This window comes from Microbispora sp. H11081 (assembly GCF_012999535.1).
Lineage (GTDB): Bacteria > Actinomycetota > Actinomycetes > Streptosporangiales > Streptosporangiaceae > Microbispora.
Genome location: NZ_JABBWV010000003.1, coordinates 433,459 through 454,562, shown reverse-complemented (window position 1 = coordinate 454,562; position 21,104 = coordinate 433,459). Strand labels below are relative to the sequence as shown.

Genomic DNA, 21,104 nt, shown 5'->3' with positions numbered 1-21,104 from the left:
TGAGAGGAAGCACGCTCGTCGGCGTGCAACGCATCCTCCTCACCCTCGCCTCAGCCGTCCTGATGCATTTCAGCACCGGTCTTCACCCCCTCTGGTGGCTCACCTGGCTCGCGCCGCTGCCCGTCCTGTTCCTTGCTCGCCGGGCGGGCAGAGGCGCGGCTTTCGCCGCCGGGACGCTCGTCTGGCTCGCCGGCCAGGCGCAGATGTGGCCATATTTCACCCGGACCCTGGAGATGCCGCCCGCGCTGGTCGCCGCCCTCATCGCCGGCCCCGCGCTCTGCTACGGCCTGGGCGTGCTGCTCTTCCGCACCCTGCTCGTACGCGGCAGGCCGCTCCTGGCGGCGGCAGCCGTACCGGCCGTCTGGGTCACCGCCGAGTGGGTCATGAACCTCGCCGGACCGCATGGCGCTTGGTGGAGCCTGGCGTACACGCAGGCCGACTTCCTGCCCGTGCTGCAGACCGCCTCCGTCACCGGGATCTGGGGCATCACCTTCCTCCTGCTGTTCGTGCCCGCCTCGATCGCGGTCCTGCGGCCACGCGCGGCGGTGGTCTCGGGCGCGCTGGTCGCGCTCACGCTCGGCCATGGTTTCGTACGACTCGCGACGCCCGCCGACACCGGAGGACGGAAGGTCGCGCTGCTCGCGACCGACGACTCCGAGGATCTTGTCCGCCGGTACGGCGAGGCCGTCGACGCAGCGGTGGCCCGCGGCGCGGAGATCGTGGTGCTGCCCGAGAAGGTTTTCACGACCGCCGACCTGCCGTTCGCCCGCCCGGGCGTGGAGGTGATCGCCGGGATCGCCATGGAGACCAACAGCGCGGTCGGCTACCCCTCTGGGGTGCGCTACGACAAGCACCACATGGTCCCCGGGGTGGAGCGCGAGTTCCGGCCCGGCACGAGCCTGGCCTTCGTGGACGGCAACCGGCTCGGCCTCATCATCTGCAAGGACCTCGACTTCCCCGGCCTGGTCAGGGCGTACGGCAAGGCCGGCGCCGCCGCCCTGCTCGCGCCCGCTTGGGACTTCGACGAGGACGCGTGGCTGCACAGCCGCATGGCGGTGGTGCGCGGTGTGGAGAACGGCCTGGCGGTGGCCCGTGCCGCACGCCAGGGATGGGTGACGGTCAGCGACAGCCGCGGCCGGATCGTGACCGAGCGCTACAGCGACAGAACGGGCATGACCACGGTCACGGCCACCCTGCCTCGACAGGGCTCGGCCACCCTCTACATCGCCCTGGGCGACTGGGCCGCGTGGGCCTCGGCCGGGCTCCTGCTGCTCGCGCTCGGTGCGCTGGCCCTACGAAGTCTTCCAACTCGGTGAACGAGAGCCCCCTCACCGGCGGGCCACAACTCGTTCTGAGGTCGCGCCCTGGACTCCATCTGCTCTCGTGTCGTTCGGGAAACACCGAACCTCCGCCTTGGGCGGAGGACGGGTACGTCGCCTCCACGCACTTGATCTCACCGCTCACCGTGTTCAGGCGAAAGCAATGCGCGACTATCTTGTGGCTCATAGCATCAACGCCATGAGCTGGGGTGCCATGGAGCTTGGATCGCACCCGGTCGCCGGATCGTGCTCCTGACCGTGTTCCGTAAGACGCGGGCACGCGATGATCGGGAGATCGAGCGGGCTCGGCGGGCCATGCGCCGCTGCATCGAGTTGGCGCACACCGTCGACGAGGAAGAAGAAGCGGTATGAGCGAGCAGGGAAACTGGCGGGAGCTCAGGGATCGCCGAATGGCCGAGCCGGGGGCGGCCGAGGCCTATGAAGCCACGCGGATCGCCTATGAGCTGGGCAAGACAGTCAGGGCGATGCGCGAGCGGCGAGAATATCGCGATGGCTGAGGTCTTCCCCTGGGTCCGCCATCTCACCACGAACGAACTGCGGAGGTTCACGTTCGAACTGGTCGAGGCTCTGTCCGACGCTGCGGACCCCGACTTGGACAGCACGGCCGAAGAAGTGATCGCGGGCTGGCGGGCGACGGCTCGGATCAAGGCGGACCCGGCGGAGTACGCGGACGCGCGTAAGCCTACGAGCGGAGACTTCGGGCCAGTCGAGGTCTCTGTGTGAGTCCCGAACGTGGGGATCGTGTCGCCGTTCCCCCTCCTGACGATGAGTGAGCGTTCGCCTCGTTACCAGTGACGCGGCAAGGGGGTGGGAGGAACTGTGCAGGCACGCCCTGGCGAACGCACGGCGCTGTCCTGAAGCTCTGCGCGCCAATCCACGCTCGCGAGCAGATCACGAGCGTCAGCACCGTCTCCGCGGCGACCGTGCAGTCCACCGCCACAACGGCAAGGATCTCGAACAGTGGGAGTTCGAGGTCACAAGTGGGGGCCGCGTCCGGTATGTCATCGACGACGGAATGCGCACCGTATGGTTGATCTACGCTTCGCCTCTCCATCTGAAAGACACCCGATCACAGCCGCAATCGCCGATGGGGTTACAGAGCGTCGCGTCTCTCGACTCGTAATGGCGTTTTACTTGCGGCGCGGCAGCTTTCACCGAGGTGGCTGGTCGGCCTCGGCCTCCTCCAACCGCCCACAAGCCCACAGCAGGCGCGCCAGGTTGCTCCGGCTGGTCAACGTGTCCGGATGCTCCTCACCCAGCACCCGACGGCGCACCTCCAGCACGGCCCGGTGCTCGGCCTCGGCCTCCTCCAACCGCCCACATACCGGGGGGAACCCCCCCATGCCTGGTCCAGCGATTCTGGTTGCAGGCGGTGGCCACCTTTGGCGTCGAGATAAGCGCTGTGCAGGTCTTCCAATAGTTTGCGGGGTGCGGGGCTGGTGTAGCCGGCGCGGCGGCAGTCGATCGCTGCGGACACCAGTGCGGCGCCGCGGGGGTTGGCGCCGATGTCCCAGGCGTTGTCCAGGGCCTGTTGCAGTTCGGGACCGGAGGCGAGGTACTCGGCGATACCGAAGTCATCGGCCTGCTGCACGGCTACGGCGATGCGCGGGTCCCAGGCGCGTGATCGGGCGCGGTCCAGCTCAGCCGGGCTGAACATGCGAGGCAGACGGATCTGGGTGGCCTGTTCCAGCGTCTCGCAGATCTCGCGTACGGCCGACCGGGCGGCTTGGTCCCTGTCGGTGGGCGGGCTGGTCAAGCGGGTCTGTTCGGCGCTGCGAAGAGTCGCCAAGATGATGCGGTGGCCTTTGCCGGCGGTCAGTCGGGCGATGTGCTCGCGGGTCAGCCCGGCGGTGCCCAGGTAGTGCTCCAGATCCGACAACCACAGTACGCAGCGGTCGGCGCGGGCGGCGTGCTCGATGGCGGCCGGCAACGCGGTGCGGTCGTGCGGGGCGATCAGAAGATGGTCGGGCACGGTGGCGCGCATGGCTTCAAAAGCGGTGCGGGACTTGCCCGCGGTGGAGTCGCCGACCACCAGTAGGAATCCCCCGCCGGCCAGTCGTTCGCGCACCTGGTCATCGATGTCACGCGGAACATACGCCGGCGGCTGATCATCGGTACCGGTGCTGAGCACGAGGGCCGGGTGAACGCCAAGCCGCACCGGGTCCTCGATCTGCGCCACTTTGGGCAGACGCCCGTTGGGCAAGACCAGGCACCCGTCTTGCAGCCTCAGCGCGGTGTCGTCCCGGCGGCCCACAAGCCTCTTGTACCGCTCCTGGATCAGCCCCGACAGGACGGTCACCATCGCGACTGCCGCGGCGGCCCCGCTGATCGCCCACGGGTCGGTCACCTTGAAGGCGGCAAGAGCTGCGGTCGCGGTACCCAGACCGGCTAGAGCGACCACGCCCATCAGGAGACGGCGTTCCTGCCACCGGCCACCGCTCACGGTCTAACCTTCCTGTCTTTGACCGTAGAGTCGCATACCGATTTATAGACAAACAGCCATGCAACCGCGTTGACCTCCAAGCGCCACTCGCGAGGCTCGCGACGCCCCGGCTCCCGGGGGGCCGGGTCAGATCCGCGTCAGCAGGGCGGGGGTGAGCGCGGCGACGCCGGCGCAGCCGGACAAGGCAAGGGTGAGATCGGCTTCCGCCAGCACGCAGCGGATCACGTGCTCCACCCCGGCCTGGCCGTCCAGCCCCAGTCCGTACGCGTACGGACGGCCGAGCAGCACGGTCCTGGCGCCGAGCGCGAGCGCCTTGACGACGTCGTCCCCGGTGCGGATGCCGCCGTCGAACAGCACGGTGAGCCGGTCGGCCACGGCGTCGGCGACGGCCGGCAGGGCGTCGGCCGCCCCGATCGAGCCGTTGACCTGGCGTCCCCCGTGGTTGGAGACGACGACGCCGTCCACTCCCGCGTCGGCGGCCAGGCGGGCGTCGTCGGGGTGCAGGACGCCCTTCAGCACGATCGGGCCGTCCCAGTGGTCGCGCAGCAGCGCGAGGTCGGGCCACGTCTTGCCCGGGTCGCCGAACATCGCCACGAAGCGCAGGACGGCGGCGTTCGGGTCCTCGTGCACCGGCCGGGCGAGCCCGGCCTGGAACGCCGGGTCGGTGAAGTAGTTGGCGGTGCCGACACCACGAAGGAACGGCAGGTACGCCTGGTCGAGGTCGCGGGGCCGCCAGGCCAGCATCGGGGTGTCGAGGGTGACGACGAGCACGGTGAACCCCGCCGCCCTGGCCCGGGCGAGGAAGCTGAGGGTGACCTCGCGGTCCTTGCCCCAGTAGAGCTGGAACCACCGCTCGGCGTCCCCCATGGCCGCCGCGACGTCCTCCATCGGCGTGCTGGAGGCCGACGACAGGACGAAGGGCACGCCGAGCGCCGCCGCCGCTCGGGCGGCGGCCCGTTCGGCCTCGGGGTGCATGATCGACAGCACGCCGATCGGCGCCAGTGCCAGCGGCGCGGGCAGCCTCCTGCCGAGCACGGTCACCGACAGGTCGCGTTCGCGCACGTCCCGGAGCATCCGCGGCACGATCCGCCAGTGGTCGAGCGCCTCGCGGTTGGCGCGCTCGGTACGCCCGCTGCCCGCGCTCCCCGCGACGTAGCCGTACGGGCCCGGGCCGAGCCGCCGTTCGGCCATCTCCTCCAGCCGGGTCAGGTCGGTCGGCAACCTGGGCACGGCCCCCGTCATGCCGTTGAGGTAGATCTCGTACTGGAAGTCCGCCCAGCTCATCGCGTTCGCCCTCGCTCCGCTTCCATCCGGCCGTCGCCCCGGCGGCTTCTGGCGAACACATTATCGGGAACCGATCAGCGGGCCCCGCTCCGCAGGTGGGGGCTTGCGGCGCGGGACGTGAGGCGTTCCCAGTTGCGGTGGGCGATGTCGGCCTTCTCCTCATCGTTGAAGGGAGCGTTCTCAAGGAAGGAACGGGCGACGCCGGCGCTGGTGTCCACGAAGGGGAAGCCACCGGGGCGGAACCCGAAGGTGAAGGGGTAGTCGGTGGAGTACAGCATCCGCTCCGTCCCCACGACTTCGGCTGTCCAGCGGAGATAGCGGGGGCTGACGGTGCCGCTGCCGGCGACCCAGAAGTTGTGCGTGAAGTAGTCGGCGAGAGGGCGAGCCAGACCGCCGGCATCGGCGAAGAATCCGGTGTGGTCGAGATAGAAGAGCACGACCTCTCCCCAATGGCCGGCGATCACCTGGAGATCGGGGTGCCGGTCGAAGACGCCGGAGAAGATCATCCGTAGGTACTGCACGCCCAGGTCGTAGTACCAGCCGATCGCCGGCCCCGCCAGCGCGGTCCCGATGGGACCGATGTTCGAGTAGTAGGCGTCCATCACCGCCTGCACAGGCATCTGCGGGTGGAAGTGGAGGGGTACCCGCAACCGCTCCGCGGCGGCGTACAGCTCGTCGTACTCGGGGTCGTCGGCGAGCTTGGATCCGGTGCGCCCGTAGAGCATGGCACCCGGAAAGCCCAGCTCGGTGACCGCCCGCTCCAACTCCGCGGCCGCGGCCGACGGCGACTGGGTCGGGATCGCCGCGAACGCCTGGAACCGGTCGGGGTTGCCAGCCACGATCTCCGCGAGCTGGTCGTTGGTGTCGCGGGCCACGGCGACCGCATCCGCGTCAGGCAGGTTCTGCGCACCCGGCGAAGAGATCGACAGCACGGCCACATCGATTCCCTGGTCGTCCATGTGCGCGAGCCTCGCCTCCGTGGTGTCGCGCAGCCGCCGGGCGACGGGGCTGTCGCCGAACCCCAGGTTCGGCAGCTCCGGCACCCCGGACCGCGACCACGCCTCCATGATCGCGGGCAAAACGACATGTTCTTCCACGGCGATGATCCGCAGTCGGTCGGACATGCGATGCTCCTCAACGTTCTGTTTCCACTGGAATCATCGACAGCGTACCACTGGTAATAACAGTGGAATCACACACGTGTTATCGCCGATATCCCTCACCGTGTCCACCGAGTGGGCGCAGTGCCGCCGGCCGGGTTCGGCTCCTGGCCGGGGGGACGGCGATCAGCGGGGGCCCGGGGCGCCCCGGAAGACGAAGGGCTCGCTGTCCCGGCCCGGCACGACGAACCAGCACTCGCCGGTGCCCTCGCTCGCGAGCAGCGAGAAGAACGCGTCGACGACCGTCTCGACGTCGAGGATCGGAAACCTCGTCTCGTCCAGCAGCGCCCTGACGTCGCCGTCCAGGATCGCGGTGTCCGCGAACGACGGGCACAGTCCCTGCACCCGGATGCCGAAGGACTCAAGCCGCGGGCCGAGCGAGCGGACGAGTCCGACGACCGCGTGCTTGTTGGCCGCGTAGAGGGGATCCTGCGGAATGCCCACGATCCCCGCCATGCTGGCGGTCGCCACGATGACCCCGCCGGCCCGCATGGCCTCCAGCGCGGCCTGTACGCCGAAGACGACCCCGTCGAGGTTGATCCCCATCACGCGCCGGTAGCGGCCGAGGTCGAAGTCGTCGCCGAGCCCGCAGGCCGAGGCGACGCCCGCGTTGAGGAAGGCGAGGTCGAGCCCGCCGTGCCGCTCGACCGCGAACTCGACCGCGACCTGGTTGTCCTCAAGGCTGGACACGTCGGCCCGGACGAACGAGGCGCCGATCTCCTCCGCGGTGCGCGCGCCGGCCTCGGCGTCGACGTCGGCCAGCACGACGTGGGCGCCGTACGCGGCGAGACGGCGGGCCACGCCCGCGCCGATGCCGCCCGCGCCCCCGGTGACGAGCGCGATCTTGCCGGGGATGTCCTCGGCGTTCACAGGGGAAGCCCTCCCGTCGCGGCCCTGGTCGAGCCGGTGGCGCGGTACGCCGCGATCGTCCGCTCGGCGATGCGCATCTGGTGGATCTCGTCGGCGCCGTCGGCGAACCTGGCCCACCGGGCGTGCTGGAACATGTGCGCCAGCGGGGTGTCGGTCGAGTAGCCGAGCGCCCCGTGGATCTGGATGGCGCGGTCGACGATCCGGTTCAGGCTGTTCGCCACGAAGTGCTTGGCCATGGAGACCTCGGTGCGGAAGTCCTCACCCTTGTCGATCTTCGAGGCGGCGTGCAGCACCATGAGCTTGCACTGGTACAGCTCCATGGCCGAGTCGGCGATCATCCACTGCACGCCCTGCTTGTCGGCGAGCGGCGACCCGTGGCTGTACCTGTCCAACGCCCTGCCCACCATCATGTCGAGGGCCGTCTCCGCCTGCGAGATCCACCGCATGCAGTGCGCCAGCCTGGCCGGGCCGAGGCGGTACTGCCCCAGCCGGTGGCCGTTGCCCCGCCCGCCGAGCACCGCGGAGTCGGGCACGCGCAGGTCGGTGATGACGATCTCGCTGTGGCCGGTCGAGCCGTGCATGGTCTCGATCTCGCGTACGTCGTTCCAGCCGTCGGCCGGCAGGTCCACCAGGAAGGCCGTGTTGGCGCCCCGCGCTCCCTCCGGCAGGTCGAACTCGGTCTTGGCGATCAGGATCGCGAAGCTCGCCCTGCGGGCGTTGGAGATGAACCACTTGTGCCCGTTGATCACCCATTCGTCGCCGTCCTTCACGGCGTTCGTACGGATGAGCGTGGGATCGGAGCCGGCCACCTCGGGCTCGGTCATCGCGAAGCACGACATCGTCACACCGTCGAGCAGCGGACGCAGGTAGCGCTCCTTCTGCTCGTCGGTGCCCCAGTGCAGCAGCGTGTGCATGTTGCCCTCGTCGGGCGCCGCGCAGTTGAGCACCCATGGGCCGAGCCTGGTCTTGGCCGCCTCGGCCTGCACCATGGCCAGTTCGACGTGGCCGAGGCCCATGCCACCCCACTCCGCGGGCATGTGCGGGAGCCAGAGCCCTTCCTGCCTGGCCCTGCGGCGCAGGTCGAAGATCGTGCGCAGGTACTCGTCCCTGGCGCGCGTCTTCTCCGCGGGCTCCTCGAACGGCCGCACCGCCGGGACCACGGTCTCCTGGATGAACGTCCGCACCCGCGCGCGGGTCTCCTCGTGCTCCGGGGCGAGCGTGAAGTCGACGGCCATGGTCCTCCCTGGGTCCGCTAAGGCGACTGCCGCACCAAATAATGCGATCGCCTGAATTACCGTATCTATCAGGCGTACGGGCGACAAGGGAGGATCGATGGCGGCGGAGAGCACGGTCCGGCGGCTGGTGGACGCCGCGGAGCGCCTGTTCGCCGAGCGCGGCATCGACGCGGTCTCGCTGCGCGAGATCAACGCCGTCGCCGGGCAGCGCAACTCCACCGCGCTGCAGTACCACTTCGGCGACCGCGCCGGGCTGCTGAAGGCGGTGCTCGCCAAGCACCGGCCGGAGATCGAGGCGCGGCGCCACCAGCTCCTCGACGAGTACGAGGCACGCGGCCCGCTGCCACCGGCTTGTGCGCGCCGCACGCTCGCCGCCGCGCTCGTCCGCCCGGCCGCCGCCAAACTGTCCGACCCGGACGGCGGCCGCGCCTACCTGCGTGTCATGGAGCAACTGGTCCACCGCATGCCGCCCCTCCTCCCCGACGACGGCGTGACCAGCGGCAGCAGCATCGGCCGCTGGCGGGAACTGGTCGCCCCGCTGCTCCCCCGGCCCGCCCTGCGCCTGCATCAGCGCTTCATGGCGATCCGCATGACGTACGTGGAGCTGGCCCGCCGGGCGGGCGCGGCGCAGGCCAGGGACGACCGCCTGTTCACCAGCCACCTGATCGACGTTGTCGCGGCCGTCCTCGCCAGCGAGGTCTCCGACGAGACCGCCCGGCTCATCGCCGAACGCGAGCAGCGCTCCTGAGATCGCCGCGCCCTTCGTCGCCATGTTTTTGCGTTGTCTGGGGAATTCGCTGCCGGACCGCGACGGCATCGGGGGCACACACTCCGTAGGACGACCGCCGCGCGGCGGTGTCATCGGGCGTCAGGGGACCCCGGGGGGCGCACATGAGCGCCCGTCCGCCCCGGGGGTCGCGCCGCACACTCATCGTGTCCTCGTGCGGATCGAGCAACCCGCCCGACTCATACGCGATCGGCCAAAGGGTGATCATGCCGAGTCACGCATCGCGAACAGCACGGGCCGAAAGCGGCTCACGGACCCCGCTCAGGCCTTCGGGCGGACGGCTGCACCACGTCTTCGAGGCACGGTGCGACCTGACGCCGGAGGCCACGGCCCTGGAATGCGGACGGCTGAGGCTGACGTACGCCGCGCTGGACGTCCGGGCGAACCGGCTGGCGCACCTGCTGCGCGCCCTGGGGATCGGACCCGGGTCCCGCGTCGCGATCCTGCTGCCGAGGTCGGTGCACACGTACGTGGCGCTGCTCGCGGTGGGCAAGGCGGGCGCGGCGTTCGTCCCGATCGACCCGCAGTCGCCCCCTGACCGGGTCGGCTACATCCTCGGCGACGCCGGCGTCGACCTCGTGCTCACCACGTCGGACCGGTCGCCCGCCGTCGTCGCGCTCGGGCGCCGCGTGCTCGACCTCGACGCCTCTCCCGGCCTCGCCGCCGCGCCGGTCACCCGCCCGCTCGGCGGCCCGGTCGGCGGCCCGGTCGGCGGCGCGGCGGACGACGACCCGGTCGCGTACGTCATGTACACCTCGGGGTCGAGCGGCAGGCCGAAGGGCGTCGAGGTGGCGCAGTCGAGCATCCGCAACTTCCTGGACGTCGTGCCCGGCCTGTACGGCGTGCGTCCGCACGACCGCGTCTACCAGGGGATGACGATCTCCTTCGACTTCTCCATCGAGGAGATCTGGCCGACGTGGTCGGCCGGCGCCGTCCTCGTCGCGGGCCCGGCCGACGTGCCGCAGCTCGGCCCCGAGCTGGCGGACTTCCTGGACCGGAGCGGAATCACGATGCTCTACTGCGTCCCGACGCTGCTCGCGACGATCCCGCGTGAGCTGCCGTCCGTGCGCACGTTGATCGTCGGGGGTGAGCCCTGCCCGCCCCGGCTGGTGGAGCGGTGGAGCAGGCCCGGCCGCCGGATACTCAACACGTACGGGCCCACCGAGGCGACCGTCACCGCGACCTGCGCCGAGTTACTGCCGGGCCGGCCGGTCACCATCGGCAGGCCGCTGCCGACCTACTCCGTGGTGCTGCTCGACGAGCGGCGCGACCCGGTGCCGGACGGCGAGGTCGGCGAGATCTGCATCGGCGGGCCCGGCGTCGCCCGCGGCTACGTCGGCCGTCCCGACCTGACCGCCGACCGCTTCGTCGAGCATCCGCTGGCCCCTGACGGCGGCAGGTTGTACCGCACCGGGGACCTCGGCCGGGTGACCGCGACCGGGGACATCGAGTTCCTCGGCCGCGCCGACTCCGAGGTGAAGATCCGGGGACACCGGGTGGACCTGGGCGAGATCGAGAACGTGCTGCTGGAGGACGCCGGTGTCGCCGAGGCCGTGGTCGCCCTGGTGCCCGCGCCCGGCACGGGCGCCTCCGGCGCCGAACTCGCCGCCTACGTCGTGCCCACCGCGCACAACGGCGACGGTCCCAGTGACGGTGACGGCGACGGCGACCGGGGCCTCACCGGGCGGCTCCACGGCCGGCTGCGCCGCAGGCTGCCCGCGTACATGCTGCCCTCGTTCCTGGACGTCGTGCCCGCGCTGCCGGCCATGCCGAGCGGCAAGGTGGACCGCGGCAGGCTGCCCCCGCCGACCGGCCGTCGCCTGGTGGGCGCCGGGCCGGTGACGCCCGCCGACGGCGAACTGGAGACGCGCCTGCGCGCGGTGTGGGCGGAGGCGTTCCGCGTCGCCCCCGAGTCGCTGTCGGTCGAGGCGGACTTCTTCACCGACCTCGGTGGTCACTCCCTGCTGGCGGCACGCGTGGTGTCGCTGCTGCGCGCCGACGAGATCGGTGCGGGCCTGGCGGTGCGCGACCTCTACGCCAACCCCACCGTGCGCGGCCTCGCCGCGCATCTGGACGCCCAGGCGGGCCTCGAAGAGCCGGCCGCCCCGCCTCGCCCGGCTCCCCTGCGGCACCGCGGCCGCCGCGTCGCACTGGCCGGGGCCGCGCAGAGCGTGGTCATCTACCTGCTGCTGTTAATGCTCACGCTGCCGATCTCCGTCACGTTGCACGCGTGGACCGGCGCCCGCCCCGCCCCCGGCGGGGTCGACGGGTGGCTGCTGCTGCCCGGCGCCGGCGCCGACCTGCTCTCCTCGCTGGCGCTGGCCGCGACGACCGCCTATCTCTGGGCGCACTGGCTGCTTCCGGTGCTGCTCGCGCGACCGCTGGCGGCGGGGATCCGGCCCGGCCGGTACCCGCTCTGGGGCGCCACCTACCTCCGGCTGTGGGCGCTGCGGCTGCTGCTGTCGCTCTCCCCGCTGCCACTGCTGAGCGGCTCCCCCCTCATGGGGGCGTACCTGCGGCTGCTCGGCGCGCGGGTCGGGCCGGGTGCCGCGGTCGCGACCGGCGACGTCAACCTCCCCGCGATGCTGCGGATCGGCGCGGGCGCCTCGGTCGGGTACCGCTCCTCCCTGCACGCGTGGCGTACGGCGGACGGCTGGGTGGTCGTCTCCCCCGTCGAGGTCGGCCCGCACGCGTTCGTCGGCAACGGCGTCGTGCTCGGGCCCGGCACGCGGGTCGGCGCTCATGCCGGGCTCGGCGACCAGTCGGCGCTGACGCACGGCGAGACGGTGCCGCCAGGAGCGCGGTGGGCGGGGTCGCCGCCGAGCTCGGTGGAGTCGCTGGGGCCCGTGGTCGAGGCGATGCTGCGCGCCCCCGCCGCCGCCGGGTGGCGGGCACGTCACACGACCGCGGCCGTACTGGTCCTCGCCTGCGTCGAGGCGGTCACGGTGGCCTCGATCGTGCCGAGCGTCCTGGTCGTCTGGGCGGCCGTCGCCGCCTGGGGCGTCGCGGCCGCCCCCGCCGCCGTCCTGGTGGCCGGCCCGCTGTACGTGGTCGTCGTCTGCGCCGTGGTGGCCGCGGGCAAGCGCCTCGTCCTGCGGAGGGCGCCGGTCGGCGTCCACCCGGCGCGCTCCTGGCTCGGCGTGCGCAAGTGGGCGGTGGACAAGCTCCTGGAGTTCAGCCTGCGGGCCACCAACTCGCTCTACGGCACGCTCTACACCGCCCCGTGGCTGCGGCTGCTCGGCGCGCGGGTCGGCCGCCGCGCCGAGGTGTCCACGGCGGCGCAACTCGATCCCGATCTCCTCACCCTGTGCGAGGAGAGCTTCGTCGCGGACATGGCGAGCGTGGGAGCCGCGGGCTTCGCCCACGGCCGGGTCGCCTTCCTGCCGACGGAGGTGGGCAGGCGCGCGTTCGTCGGCAACGCCGCCGTCATCCCCGCGGGGACGCGGATGGGCCCGGGGTCCCTGGTGGGCGTGAGCACGGTCCCGCCGGGTGACGGCGTGCCCGAGGGCACCTCGTGGCTGGGCTCTCCCCCGATGCACCTTCCCGTGCGGCAGGACAGCGGCTCGTTCTCCGAGGACCGGACGTTCCGTCCGCCCCGCCGGCTGGTGCTGCACCGCCTGGGCGTCGAGTTCTTCCGCGTCTGCCTGCCCGCGACGCTGTTCGGCTCCGGCTTCTATCTCCACCTGCTCGGCGTGCACGCGCTCTCCCGCGTCCTGCCCCTGCCCGCGGTCGTCGCCGCCGCGCCGCTCGTCGCCTGCGCGGCGGCGCTGGCGGTGATCGGCTGCTGCGTCGCCTTCAAGCGGCGGCTCGTCGGCGCCTACCGGCCGCGTGTGGAGCCGCTGTGGAGCCGGTTCGTCCGGCGTACGGAGTTCGTCACCGGGCTGTACGAGGCCGCCGCGGTTCCGGCCGGGATCGCCTACCTGACCGGGACCCCGTTCCTCCCGCCCGTGCTGCGCTGGTTCGGGGCCCGCGTCGGCAGGCGCACCTGCGTCGCGACCACCTTCCTGACCGAGTTCGACCTGGTCGAGATCGGGGACGACGTCGCGATCGACTCCGGGGTGTCGCTGCAGACCCACCTGTTCGAGGACCGGGTGATGAAGATGTCCGACGTGACCGTGCGGTCCGGCGCGAGCATCGGCGCCCGCGCCGTGGTGCTCTACGACTCGGTGGTGGGCGAGGACGTGTCGCTCGGCGCCCTGTCGCTGCTGATGAAGGGCGAGCGGCTCACGCCGGGGACGAGCTGGCGCGGGATCCCGGCCCAGGCCGCCCCGCCGGCCGGATGTGCGGGGAACACATGAGATTCATGGGCGTACGCGGGGCCCTGCGCCGCCTGTTCCGCTCCGGCGAGGTCCCCGCGCCACGGTCCGGACGGCCGATCGCGCTCGTCTACCGGGGCCCCGCCTCGATCCCGGGCTGCTCGGAGGCGGTCGCGGCGTTGCTGAAGGCCAGCCGCTGGGGCTTCGACGTCCGCTACACCGGCCCGCACGAGGAGATCCCGCTCTCGGCCGAGGCGCTGGCCGATGCGACCGTCTACGCCCAGCCGGGCGGCGGCGACCTGGCGCGCGGCTACCGGCGGCTCAGGCGATTTCGCGGCCCGCTCCGCGACTACGTCGCCCGCGGAGGCCGCTATCTCGGCTTCTGTCTCGGCGGCTATCTCGCCGGAGCCACCCCGGGGTTCGCCCTGCTGCCGGGCGACACCGACCAGTACATCGGCACGCCGGACGCGACCGTGCGGGGCGAGGAGGACACGCTCGTCGACGTGCGGTGGCGCGGCAGGGACAGGACGGTGTTCTTCCAGGACGGGCCCTGCTTCCTGCTCGACCCCGGCAACGCGGCGCACGTCCTCGCCACCTACCCCAACGGCGCCGTCGCCGCCCTCGTCACGCCGTACGGCGCGGGCCGGGTCGGCGTGGTCGGCCCGCATCCCGAGGCCACCGACGACTGGTTCACCGACGCCGGTCTGCCGGTGCGGCACGCCTGGGACCTCGGCCTCGATCTCGTGGACGCGGTGATGATCGGTGACTGATGTGACCGCTGTGACGGACGAGACAAATTATGACAAGAGGTACTAAAAGGAACGAATTACCGCTTTTACCCCAAAATCCTCATTATGGGAGGATGGTGCGTGAATTAGCCGCCCTTGCCGCGGGCCTCATGATGATCGCCTCTTCGGCCGCCCCCGCTCCCGCTCCCGCTCCCGCGGAGCCGGTCACCTTCGTGCCCGGGGCCGCCGGGGTCGGCGACCCCTACTATCCCCTCCAGGGGAACGGCGGCTACGACGTCGGACACTACGACCTGCGTATGCGGTTCGACCCCGACGACCACGAGGTGAACGCCACCACCACGATCACCGCGACCGCCGTGCAGAACCTGTCCCGGTTCAACCTCGACTTCTCCGGGCCGCCGATCAGCGCCGTTACGGTGGACGGCGCCCGGGCCGAGTACCGCCGCGACGGCCAGGAACTGGTCGTCACCCCGTCGAAGGGGCTGAGGTCGGGGAGCACGTTCACGGTCGTGGTCTCCTACGCAGGCACGCCGAAGGCGGTCTCGGACGCGACCGGCCGCCAGGGGTGGATCAGGACCAAGGACGGCGCGTTCGTGGCGTCCCAGCCGGACGGTGCGCGCAGCTGGTTCCCCTCCAACGACAGCCCGGCGGACAAGGCCACCTTCTCCTTCCAGGTGTCGGCGCCCGAGGACCTCACCGTGCTGGCCAACGGCGAGCGTACGGGGACGGACCACGCGGACAGCGACGGCTACCGGACGGTGCGGTGGGAGATGCGGCAGCCGATGGCGCCCTATCTCGCCACCGTCGCGATCGGCCGCTTCGTGGTCGACGAGGGCAAAGTGGACGGCGTGCCCAACGTGACCGCCTACGACCCCTCATTGAAGGACAAGTCGAAGAACCTGCACGACGTCACGGCGAAGGCGGTGGCGTGGGGAACCCGGCTCTTCGGTCCCTACCCGTTCTCCTCCACGGGCGGCATCGCCGACGGCGACGGCTCCGTGACCGCGCTGGAGACGCAGGGCCGGCCCGTCTACAGCGGCGGCCCGACCAACGACTCGGAGATCGTGCACGAACTGGCGCACCAGTGGTTCGGTGACAGCGTCGGCGTGCGGAGCTGGCGCGACATCTGGCTCAACGAGGGCTTCGCGACGTACGCGGAGTGGCTCTACCAGGAGCAGCACGGCGGGCCGGCCGCCCAGGAGATCTTCGACCGGCACTACCGGCAGACCGGCCACTTCTGGCACCTGAAGACCGGCGATCCCGGTCAGGCCCACATGTTCGACGAGCACGCGGTGTACCTGCGGGGCGCGATGACCGTCCACGCCCTGCGCGTGAAGATCGGGGACAAGGTGTTCTTCCCCCTGCTCAAGACCTGGGTGCGGGACCACAGCCACGGCACGGCGACCACGGCCGAATTCATCGCCCTCGCGGAGAAGATGAGCGGGCAGAACCTCCGCCCCTTCTTCGACGCGTGGCTTTACCAGGCCGCCAAGCCCCGGCTCTGACCCGGCTCCGGCCCGGCCGGTGGGGGTTTGCCCCTCCGGCCGTTGGGGAGGGAAGGACGACCGTGAGCGGTATACCCACCATCAAGAGCCTGGACGAGCTGACCGAGCTCGTCGAGCACCGGCCCGGCCTGTACCTGCGGTATTCCAAGGGACCCGAGGCCGACTCGGGCAAGCCGAGCGTCGACTACGAGAGCCGTCTCGAGCTGCCCGGGTTGTCGGCGACCGTGCTCGACGCCGAGCGCTGGTGGACGCTCCCGCTGCGGGACTGGCTGGCCCGCCAGATCTGCAAGTACACCCACCTGGCCGAGAAGGACGAGGAACGGCACGGGTGGGTGCTGACCGGCCGGGTGGTGGGCCGCGGTCCCGACCACGAGCCGCTCGTCGACCAGGTGGAGCCGGTCGCGTGGCTCGACGACGCGGTCGTCGGGCAGGCGCGTGAACACTACGAGCAGGTCTTCGACGCCGGCCGCGACTCCACCGGCTGAGTTCCCGGCCGCTCTCCGTCCGCGACCGCCGTCCCAACCGCCGTCCCAAGTGCCGTCCCAAGTGCCATGGCGTTCCGCGCGGAGCTTTATATGCTTTCTTTATCCTGGTCAAACGGTGATCGTAAGGGTGAACATGGTCGAGAGAGCAGGCGCCGCGAAGCGCGCGAGACCCGCGCGCGCCGCCGGCGGTGACCCGGAACTGGATCTGCGGCAGCTCCTGGCCGGCCTCACCGCCGTACGGGACGGCGACTTCGGCACCCGGCTCCCCGAGGACGGCGACGGCCTGCTGAAGGAGATCGCGACCGTCTTCAACGGGATGGTCGACCAGTTGTCGCTGTTCACCTCCGAGGTGACGCGCGTGGCGCGGGAGGTGGGCACGGAGGGCCAGCTCGGCGGCCAGGCAGAGGTGCCGGGGGTGTCCGGCACCTGGAAGGACCTCACCGACTCGGTGAACGCGATGGCGGGCAACCTCACCAGCCAGGTCCGCTCCATCGCCGAGGTCACCACCGCCGTCGCCAAGGGCGACCTCTCCCAGAAGATCACCGTCGACGCCCGAGGCGAGATCCTCGAACTCAAGAACACCGTCAACACCATGGTCGACCAGCTCTCCTCCTTCGCCGACGAGGTCACCCGCGTCGCCCGCGAAGTCGGCACCGAGGGACAGCTGGGCGGGCAGGCGCAGGTCCCCGGCGTCGCCGGAACCTGGCGCGACCTCACCGACTCCGTCAACTTCATGGCCGGCAACCTCACCAGCCAGGTCCGCTCCATCGCCGAGGTCACCACCGCCGTCGCCAAGGGCGACCTCTCCCAGAAGATCACCGTCGACGCCCGAGGCGAGATCCTCGAACTCAAGAACACCGTCAACACCATGGTCGACCAGCTCTCCTCCTTCGCCGACGAGGTCACCCGCGTCGCCCGCGAAGTCGGCACGGACGGACGGCTGGGCGGGCAGGCGCAGGTCCCCGGCGTCGCCGGAACCTGGCGCGACCTCACCGACTCCGTCAACTTCATGGCCGGCAACCTCACCAGCCAGGTCCGCTCCATCGCCCAGGTGACCACGGCCGTGGCCCGCGGCGACCTCTCCCAGAAGATCACCGTCGACGCCCGAGGCGAGATCCTCGAACTCAAGAACACCGTCAACACCATGGTCGACCAGCTCTCCTCCTTCGCCGACGAGGTCACCCGCGTCGCCCGCGAGGTCGGCACCGAGGGACAGCTCGGCGGCCAGGCGGACGTCAAGGGCGTGTCGGGCACGTGGCGCGACCTCACCGACTCCGTCAACTTCATGGCGGGCAACCTCACCAGCCAGGTCCGCAACATCTCCCAGGTCGCCACGGCCGTCGCGAAGGGCGACCTGTCGCAGAAGATCACCGTCGAGGCCAAGGGCGAGGTCGCCGCGCTCGCCCAGACCATCAACACCATGGTCGACACGCTCAGCGCGTTCGCCGACGAGGTCACCCGCGTCGCCCGCGAGGTCGGCACCGAGGGACGGCTGGGCGGCCAGGCCGACGTCAAGGGCGTCTCCGGCACCTGGAAGGCGCTGACCGAGTCGGTGAACGTCATGGCCGACAACCTCACCGACCAGGTGCGCAGCATCGCCGAGGTGACCACGGCGGTCGCCCGCGGCGACCTGTCGCAGAAGATCCGCGTCGACGCCCGGGGCGAGATCCTGGAGCTGAAGGAGACCATCAACACGATGGTCGACCAGCTCTCCTCGTTCGCCGACGAGGTCACCCGCGTCGCCCGCGAGGTCGGCACCGAGGGACAGCTCGGCGGCCAGGCGACCGTGCGCGGGGTGTCGGGCACGTGGAAGGACCTCACCGACTCCGTCAACTTCATGGCGGGCAACCTCACCAGCCAGGTCCGTTCGATCGCCCAGGTCGCCACGGCCGTCGCGAAGGGCGACCTGTCGCAGAAGATCACCGTCGAGGCCAAGGGCGAGGTCGCCGCGCTCGCCCAGACCATCAACACCATGGTCGACACGCTCAGCGCGTTCGCCGACGAGGTCACCCGCGTCGCCCGCGAGGTCGGCACCGAGGGACAGCTCGGCGGCCAGGCCCGGGTGCCCAACGTGGCGGGCACCTGGAAGGACCTCACCGACAACGTCAACTCGATGGCCGACAACCTGACCAACCAGGTGCGTTCGATCGCCCAGGTCACCACGGCCGTCGCGCGGGGCGACCTGACCAGGAAGATCGACGTCGTCGCCCGCGGCGAGATCCTGGAGCTGAAGACGACCATCAACACGATGGTCGACCAGCTCTCGTCGTTCGCGGCCGAGGTCACCCGCGTCGCCCGCGAGGTCAGCACCGAGGGACGGCTGGGCGGCCAGGCCGAGGTCGAGGGCGTGTCCGGCACCTGGAAGCGGCTGACCGAGAGCGTCAACGAGCTGGCCAGCAACCTCACCCGGCAGGTCCGCGCGATCGCCGAGGTGACCAGCGCGGTGACCTCCGGCGACCTGACGCGGTCCATCACCGTGGACGCCGAGGGCGAGCTGGCCGACCTCAAGGACAACGTCAACTCCATGGTGGAGTCGCTGCGCGAGTCGACCAGGGCCAACCAGGAGCAGGACTGGCTCAAGACCAACCTCGCCCGCATCTCCGGGCTCATGCAGGGCCACCGCGACCTGTCGGCGGTCGCCGAGCTGGTCATGAACGAGCTGGCGCCGCTGGTCAACGCCCAGCACGGCACATTCCTGCTGGCCGAGGAGACGCCGGCGGGCGCGGAGCTGCGGGTGGTCGGCTGCTACGGCCACCTCGAGACCTCGCGCCGGTACGCCTTCGGAGACTCGCTGGTCGGCCAGGCCGCGCAGGCCAGGCGGACGATACTGGTGGAGGACATCCCGGCGGGCTACCTCACGGTGGCGTCCAGCCTCGGCAGGACCGGGCCGGTCAACCTCATCGTGCTGCCGATCGTGGTCGAGGACCAGGTGCTCGGCGTGATCGAGCTGGCCAGCCTCGGGCGGTTCGCCAGCATCCACCGGGATTTCCTCGAGCAGCTCGTCGAGACGATCGGCGTCAACGTCAACACGATCGTGGCCAACGCCCGCACCGACGCGCTGCTCGCCGAGTCGCAGCGGCTCGCCACCGAGCTCCAGGTGCGGCAGGAGGAGCTGCAGCGCTCGAACGCCGAGCTGGAGGAGAAGGCGGAGCTGCTGGCCCAGCAGAACCGCGACATCGAGACCAAGAACAGCGAGATCGAGCAGGCCCGTCAGGAGCTGGAGGACCGGGCGCAGCAGCTGGCCCTGGCGTCGAAGTACAAGAGCGAGTTCCTCGCCAACATGAGCCACGAGCTGCGCACCCCGCTCAACTCGCTGCTCATCCTGGCGCAGCTCCTCGCCCAGAACCCCACCCGCAACCTGACGCCCAAGCAGGTGGAGTACGCCAACGTCATCCACTCGGCCGGCACCGACCTGCTCCAGCTCATCAACGACATCCTCGACCTGTCCAAGATCGAGGCCGGCAAGATGGACATCACGCCGGAGCCGGTCAGCCTGCGTCAGCTGCTCGACTACGTGGACGCCAACTTCCGCCCGCTCACCACGCAGAAGGGCCTGCGGTTCGAGGTGACGGTGGCCCCCGACGTGCCGGCCCAGCTGCTGACCGACGAGCAGCGGCTGCGGCAGGTGTTGCGCAACCTGCTGTCGAACGCGGTCAAGTTCACCGAGGCGGGCTCGGTGGAGCTGCGCATCGAACGGGCGGCCGGGGTGGCCCTGCCGGACGCCGGTGACCAGGAGATCCTGGCCCTCCACGTGGCGGACACCGGCATCGGCATCGCCGCGGAGAACCTCTCGCAGATCTTCGACGCCTTCCAGCAGGCCGACGGCACGACCAGCCGCAAGTACGGCGGCACCGGCCTCGGGCTGTCGATCAGCAGGGAGATCGCGACCCTGCTCGGCGGCGAGATCCGCGCGACCAGCACGCTGGGCGAGGGCAGCACGTTCACCCTCTATCTCCCGCTCGCCCACGTGAACGAGGCGGAGAGGCGGGCGGCGGAGCCGCCGCTGATCGCCTCGCACGCGGCGCCCGCCGCGATGCGGACCCCGGGCGGCAGGCACGACGGCAGTGCGCGGCGCCGCCTGCTGGTCGTCGAGGGCAGGGCCGGCGGCCTGCTGTCCATGCTGGCCCAGAGCGTCGCGGCCGACCTGCACGACACCCACGGCCCTGTCGACGTGTCGACGGCGAGCGACGCGCAGTCCGCGCTGTCGATGCTGCGGCAGGAGAGCGTCCACTGCGTGGTGCTCGACCTCGGCATGCCGCACGACGCCGCGGCCGACTTCCTCAAGGGGCTCGACTCCGATCCCGCGCTGCGCGCGCTCCCGGTCCTCGCGCACCACTCGCGCAAGCTGTCGCGTCCGCAGGAGGACCTGCTGCAGGTGCGCTCCCGCAACCAGCCGCTTGAGCGCCTGCCCAGCCTCGACGAACTGCGCGAGCGGATCACCCTGCACCTGTCCGCCGACGAGCCCGGCGACGTCCTGCCGCTCGTGCAGCCCGCCGGCGAGGGGAGCCCGGCGGAGGAGGGGGCGCAGGAGCTCCGGAAGGCCGACAGCCCGCTCGTCGGCCGCAAGGTGCTGGTCGTGGACGACGACGTGCGCAACGTCTTCGCGCTGACCACGATCCTCGAACTGCACGGAATGCAGGTGCTGTACGCCGAGGACGGGCGCAAGGGCATCGAGGTGCTGACGCGCAACGACGACGTCGACCTCGTGCTGATGGACATCATGATGCCGGAGATGGACGGCTACGCCGCCACCGCCGCCATCCGGTCCATGCCGCGCTTCGCCCAGCTTCCGATCATCGCGGTCACCGCCAAGGCCATGCACGGCGACCGGGAGAAGACCCTGACGTCCGGCGCGAGCGACTACGTCACCAAGCCGGTGGACGCCGAGGAGCTCATCGTCTGCATGCAGCGCTGGCTGGAGCTGCCCGGCGACGGCGACAGGTAGGCCCGGCGCTCAGGCGCGGCGCTCAGGACCTGCGTTCATGACCTG

General features: G+C 71.0%; 15 protein-coding genes. 9 read left to right on the top strand and 6 right to left on the bottom strand.

Annotation, left to right across the window (positions count from 1 at the left end):
* The first annotated feature begins 23 nt into the window (after nt 1-23).
* From HHX31_RS11660 to HHX31_RS11650, 3 genes are all read left to right on the top strand, one after another.
* Nucleotides 24-1,316, top strand: coding sequence for a nitrilase-related carbon-nitrogen hydrolase (locus tag HHX31_RS11660; RefSeq protein ID WP_169948033.1), 1,293 nt, complete (start codon nt 24-26; stop codon nt 1,314-1,316).
* 371 nt (nt 1,317-1,687) lie between these two features.
* Nucleotides 1,688-1,837 carry a hypothetical protein gene (locus HHX31_RS11655; protein ID WP_169947340.1) on the top strand — a complete coding sequence of 50 codons (150 nt, stop codon included), beginning with the start codon at nt 1,688-1,690 and terminating at the stop codon, nt 1,835-1,837.
* Nucleotides 1,830-2,063 (top strand): hypothetical protein, encoded by a 234-nt coding sequence (locus HHX31_RS11650; RefSeq protein ID WP_211589569.1) that lies wholly within the window; start codon nt 1,830-1,832, stop codon nt 2,061-2,063. Before HHX31_RS11655 ends, HHX31_RS11650 begins: the two co-directional genes overlap by 8 nt.
* Before the next feature lie 428 nt (nt 2,064-2,491).
* On the opposite strand, the gene HHX31_RS35930 is transcribed toward HHX31_RS11650, so the two are convergent.
* The 6 genes from HHX31_RS35930 to HHX31_RS11625 all read right to left on the bottom strand — a co-directional run bounded on the left by HHX31_RS35930 (nt 2,492) and on the right by HHX31_RS11625 (nt 8,332).
* On the bottom strand, nt 2,492-2,623 hold the full coding sequence (locus HHX31_RS35930; RefSeq protein ID WP_211589568.1) for a tetratricopeptide repeat protein: 132 nt from the start codon (nt 2,621-2,623) through the stop codon (nt 2,492-2,494).
* On the bottom strand, nt 2,572-3,783 hold the full coding sequence (locus HHX31_RS33590) for a hypothetical protein (protein WP_211589567.1): 1,212 nt from the start codon (nt 3,781-3,783) through the stop codon (nt 2,572-2,574). The genes HHX31_RS35930 and HHX31_RS33590 overlap by 52 nt, the downstream gene beginning before the upstream one ends.
* A 126-nt stretch (nt 3,784-3,909) precedes the next feature.
* Entirely contained in the window at nt 3,910-5,067 is a 1,158-nt protein-coding gene (locus tag HHX31_RS11640; protein ID WP_169948029.1) for a lactate 2-monooxygenase, read from the bottom strand.
* A gap of 74 nt (nt 5,068-5,141) precedes the next feature.
* A complete protein-coding gene (locus HHX31_RS11635) occupies nt 5,142-6,191 on the bottom strand; it encodes an amidohydrolase family protein (protein WP_169948027.1) in 1,050 nt (349 codons plus the stop codon).
* 162 nt (nt 6,192-6,353) lie between these two features.
* Entirely contained in the window at nt 6,354-7,097 is a 744-nt protein-coding gene (locus HHX31_RS11630) for an SDR family NAD(P)-dependent oxidoreductase (protein WP_169948025.1), read from the bottom strand.
* Nucleotides 7,094-8,332 carry an acyl-CoA dehydrogenase family protein gene (locus HHX31_RS11625; protein WP_169948023.1) on the bottom strand — a complete coding sequence of 413 codons (1,239 nt, stop codon included), beginning with the start codon at nt 8,330-8,332 and terminating at the stop codon, nt 7,094-7,096. The genes HHX31_RS11630 and HHX31_RS11625 overlap by 4 nt, the downstream gene beginning before the upstream one ends.
* 97 nt (nt 8,333-8,429) lie before the next feature.
* Here HHX31_RS11625 and HHX31_RS11620 point away from each other — a divergent pair, with 97 nt between their 5' ends.
* From HHX31_RS11620 to HHX31_RS11595, 6 genes are all read left to right on the top strand, one after another.
* The gene (locus HHX31_RS11620) at nt 8,430-9,080 is read left to right on the top strand and encodes a helix-turn-helix domain-containing protein (protein WP_169948021.1); all 651 of its coding nucleotides are present in this window, start codon (nt 8,430-8,432) and stop codon (nt 9,078-9,080) included.
* A 245-nt stretch (nt 9,081-9,325) separates the two neighbouring features.
* The gene (locus tag HHX31_RS11615; protein WP_169948019.1) at nt 9,326-13,417 is read left to right on the top strand and encodes a Pls/PosA family non-ribosomal peptide synthetase; all 4,092 of its coding nucleotides are present in this window, start codon (nt 9,326-9,328) and stop codon (nt 13,415-13,417) included.
* Complete coding sequence (locus tag HHX31_RS11610; protein WP_211589566.1) at nt 13,414-14,145, top strand: BPL-N domain-containing protein; 732 nt, start codon at nt 13,414-13,416, stop codon at nt 14,143-14,145. Before HHX31_RS11615 ends, HHX31_RS11610 begins: the two co-directional genes overlap by 4 nt.
* A 92-nt stretch (nt 14,146-14,237) precedes the next feature.
* The gene (locus HHX31_RS11605; protein WP_249345869.1) at nt 14,238-15,629 is read left to right on the top strand and encodes a M1 family metallopeptidase; all 1,392 of its coding nucleotides are present in this window, start codon (nt 14,238-14,240) and stop codon (nt 15,627-15,629) included.
* A 62-nt stretch (nt 15,630-15,691) separates the two neighbouring features.
* Nucleotides 15,692-16,114, top strand: coding sequence for a DUF6098 family protein (locus tag HHX31_RS11600; protein WP_311931739.1), 423 nt, complete (start codon nt 15,692-15,694; stop codon nt 16,112-16,114).
* Between the two features lie 133 nt (nt 16,115-16,247).
* A complete protein-coding gene (locus HHX31_RS11595) occupies nt 16,248-21,059 on the top strand; it encodes a HAMP domain-containing protein (RefSeq protein WP_169948017.1) in 4,812 nt (1,603 codons plus the stop codon).
* Nucleotides 21,060-21,104 lie beyond the last annotated feature (45 nt).

Coding starts and splice junctions, on each gene's coding strand:
- HHX31_RS11655 (WP_169947340.1), top strand. CDS start 1,688: ATGAGCGAGCAGGGAAACTGGCGGGAGCTCAGGGATCGCCGAATGGCC.
- HHX31_RS11650 (WP_211589569.1), top strand. CDS start 1,830: ATGGCTGAGGTCTTCCCCTGGGTCCGCCATCTCACCACGAACGAACTG.
- HHX31_RS11640 (WP_169948029.1), bottom strand. CDS start 5,067: ATGAGCTGGGCGGACTTCCAGTACGAGATCTACCTCAACGGCATGACG.
- HHX31_RS11635 (WP_169948027.1), bottom strand. CDS start 6,191: ATGTCCGACCGACTGCGGATCATCGCCGTGGAAGAACATGTCGTTTTG.
- HHX31_RS11625 (WP_169948023.1), bottom strand. CDS start 8,332: ATGGCCGTCGACTTCACGCTCGCCCCGGAGCACGAGGAGACCCGCGCG.
- HHX31_RS11620 (WP_169948021.1), top strand. CDS start 8,430: ATGGCGGCGGAGAGCACGGTCCGGCGGCTGGTGGACGCCGCGGAGCGC.
- HHX31_RS11615 (WP_169948019.1), top strand. CDS start 9,326: ATGCCGAGTCACGCATCGCGAACAGCACGGGCCGAAAGCGGCTCACGG.
- HHX31_RS11610 (WP_211589566.1), top strand. CDS start 13,414: ATGAGATTCATGGGCGTACGCGGGGCCCTGCGCCGCCTGTTCCGCTCC.
- HHX31_RS11605 (WP_249345869.1), top strand. CDS start 14,238: ATGGTGCGTGAATTAGCCGCCCTTGCCGCGGGCCTCATGATGATCGCC.
- HHX31_RS11595 (WP_169948017.1), top strand. CDS start 16,248: ATGGTCGAGAGAGCAGGCGCCGCGAAGCGCGCGAGACCCGCGCGCGCC.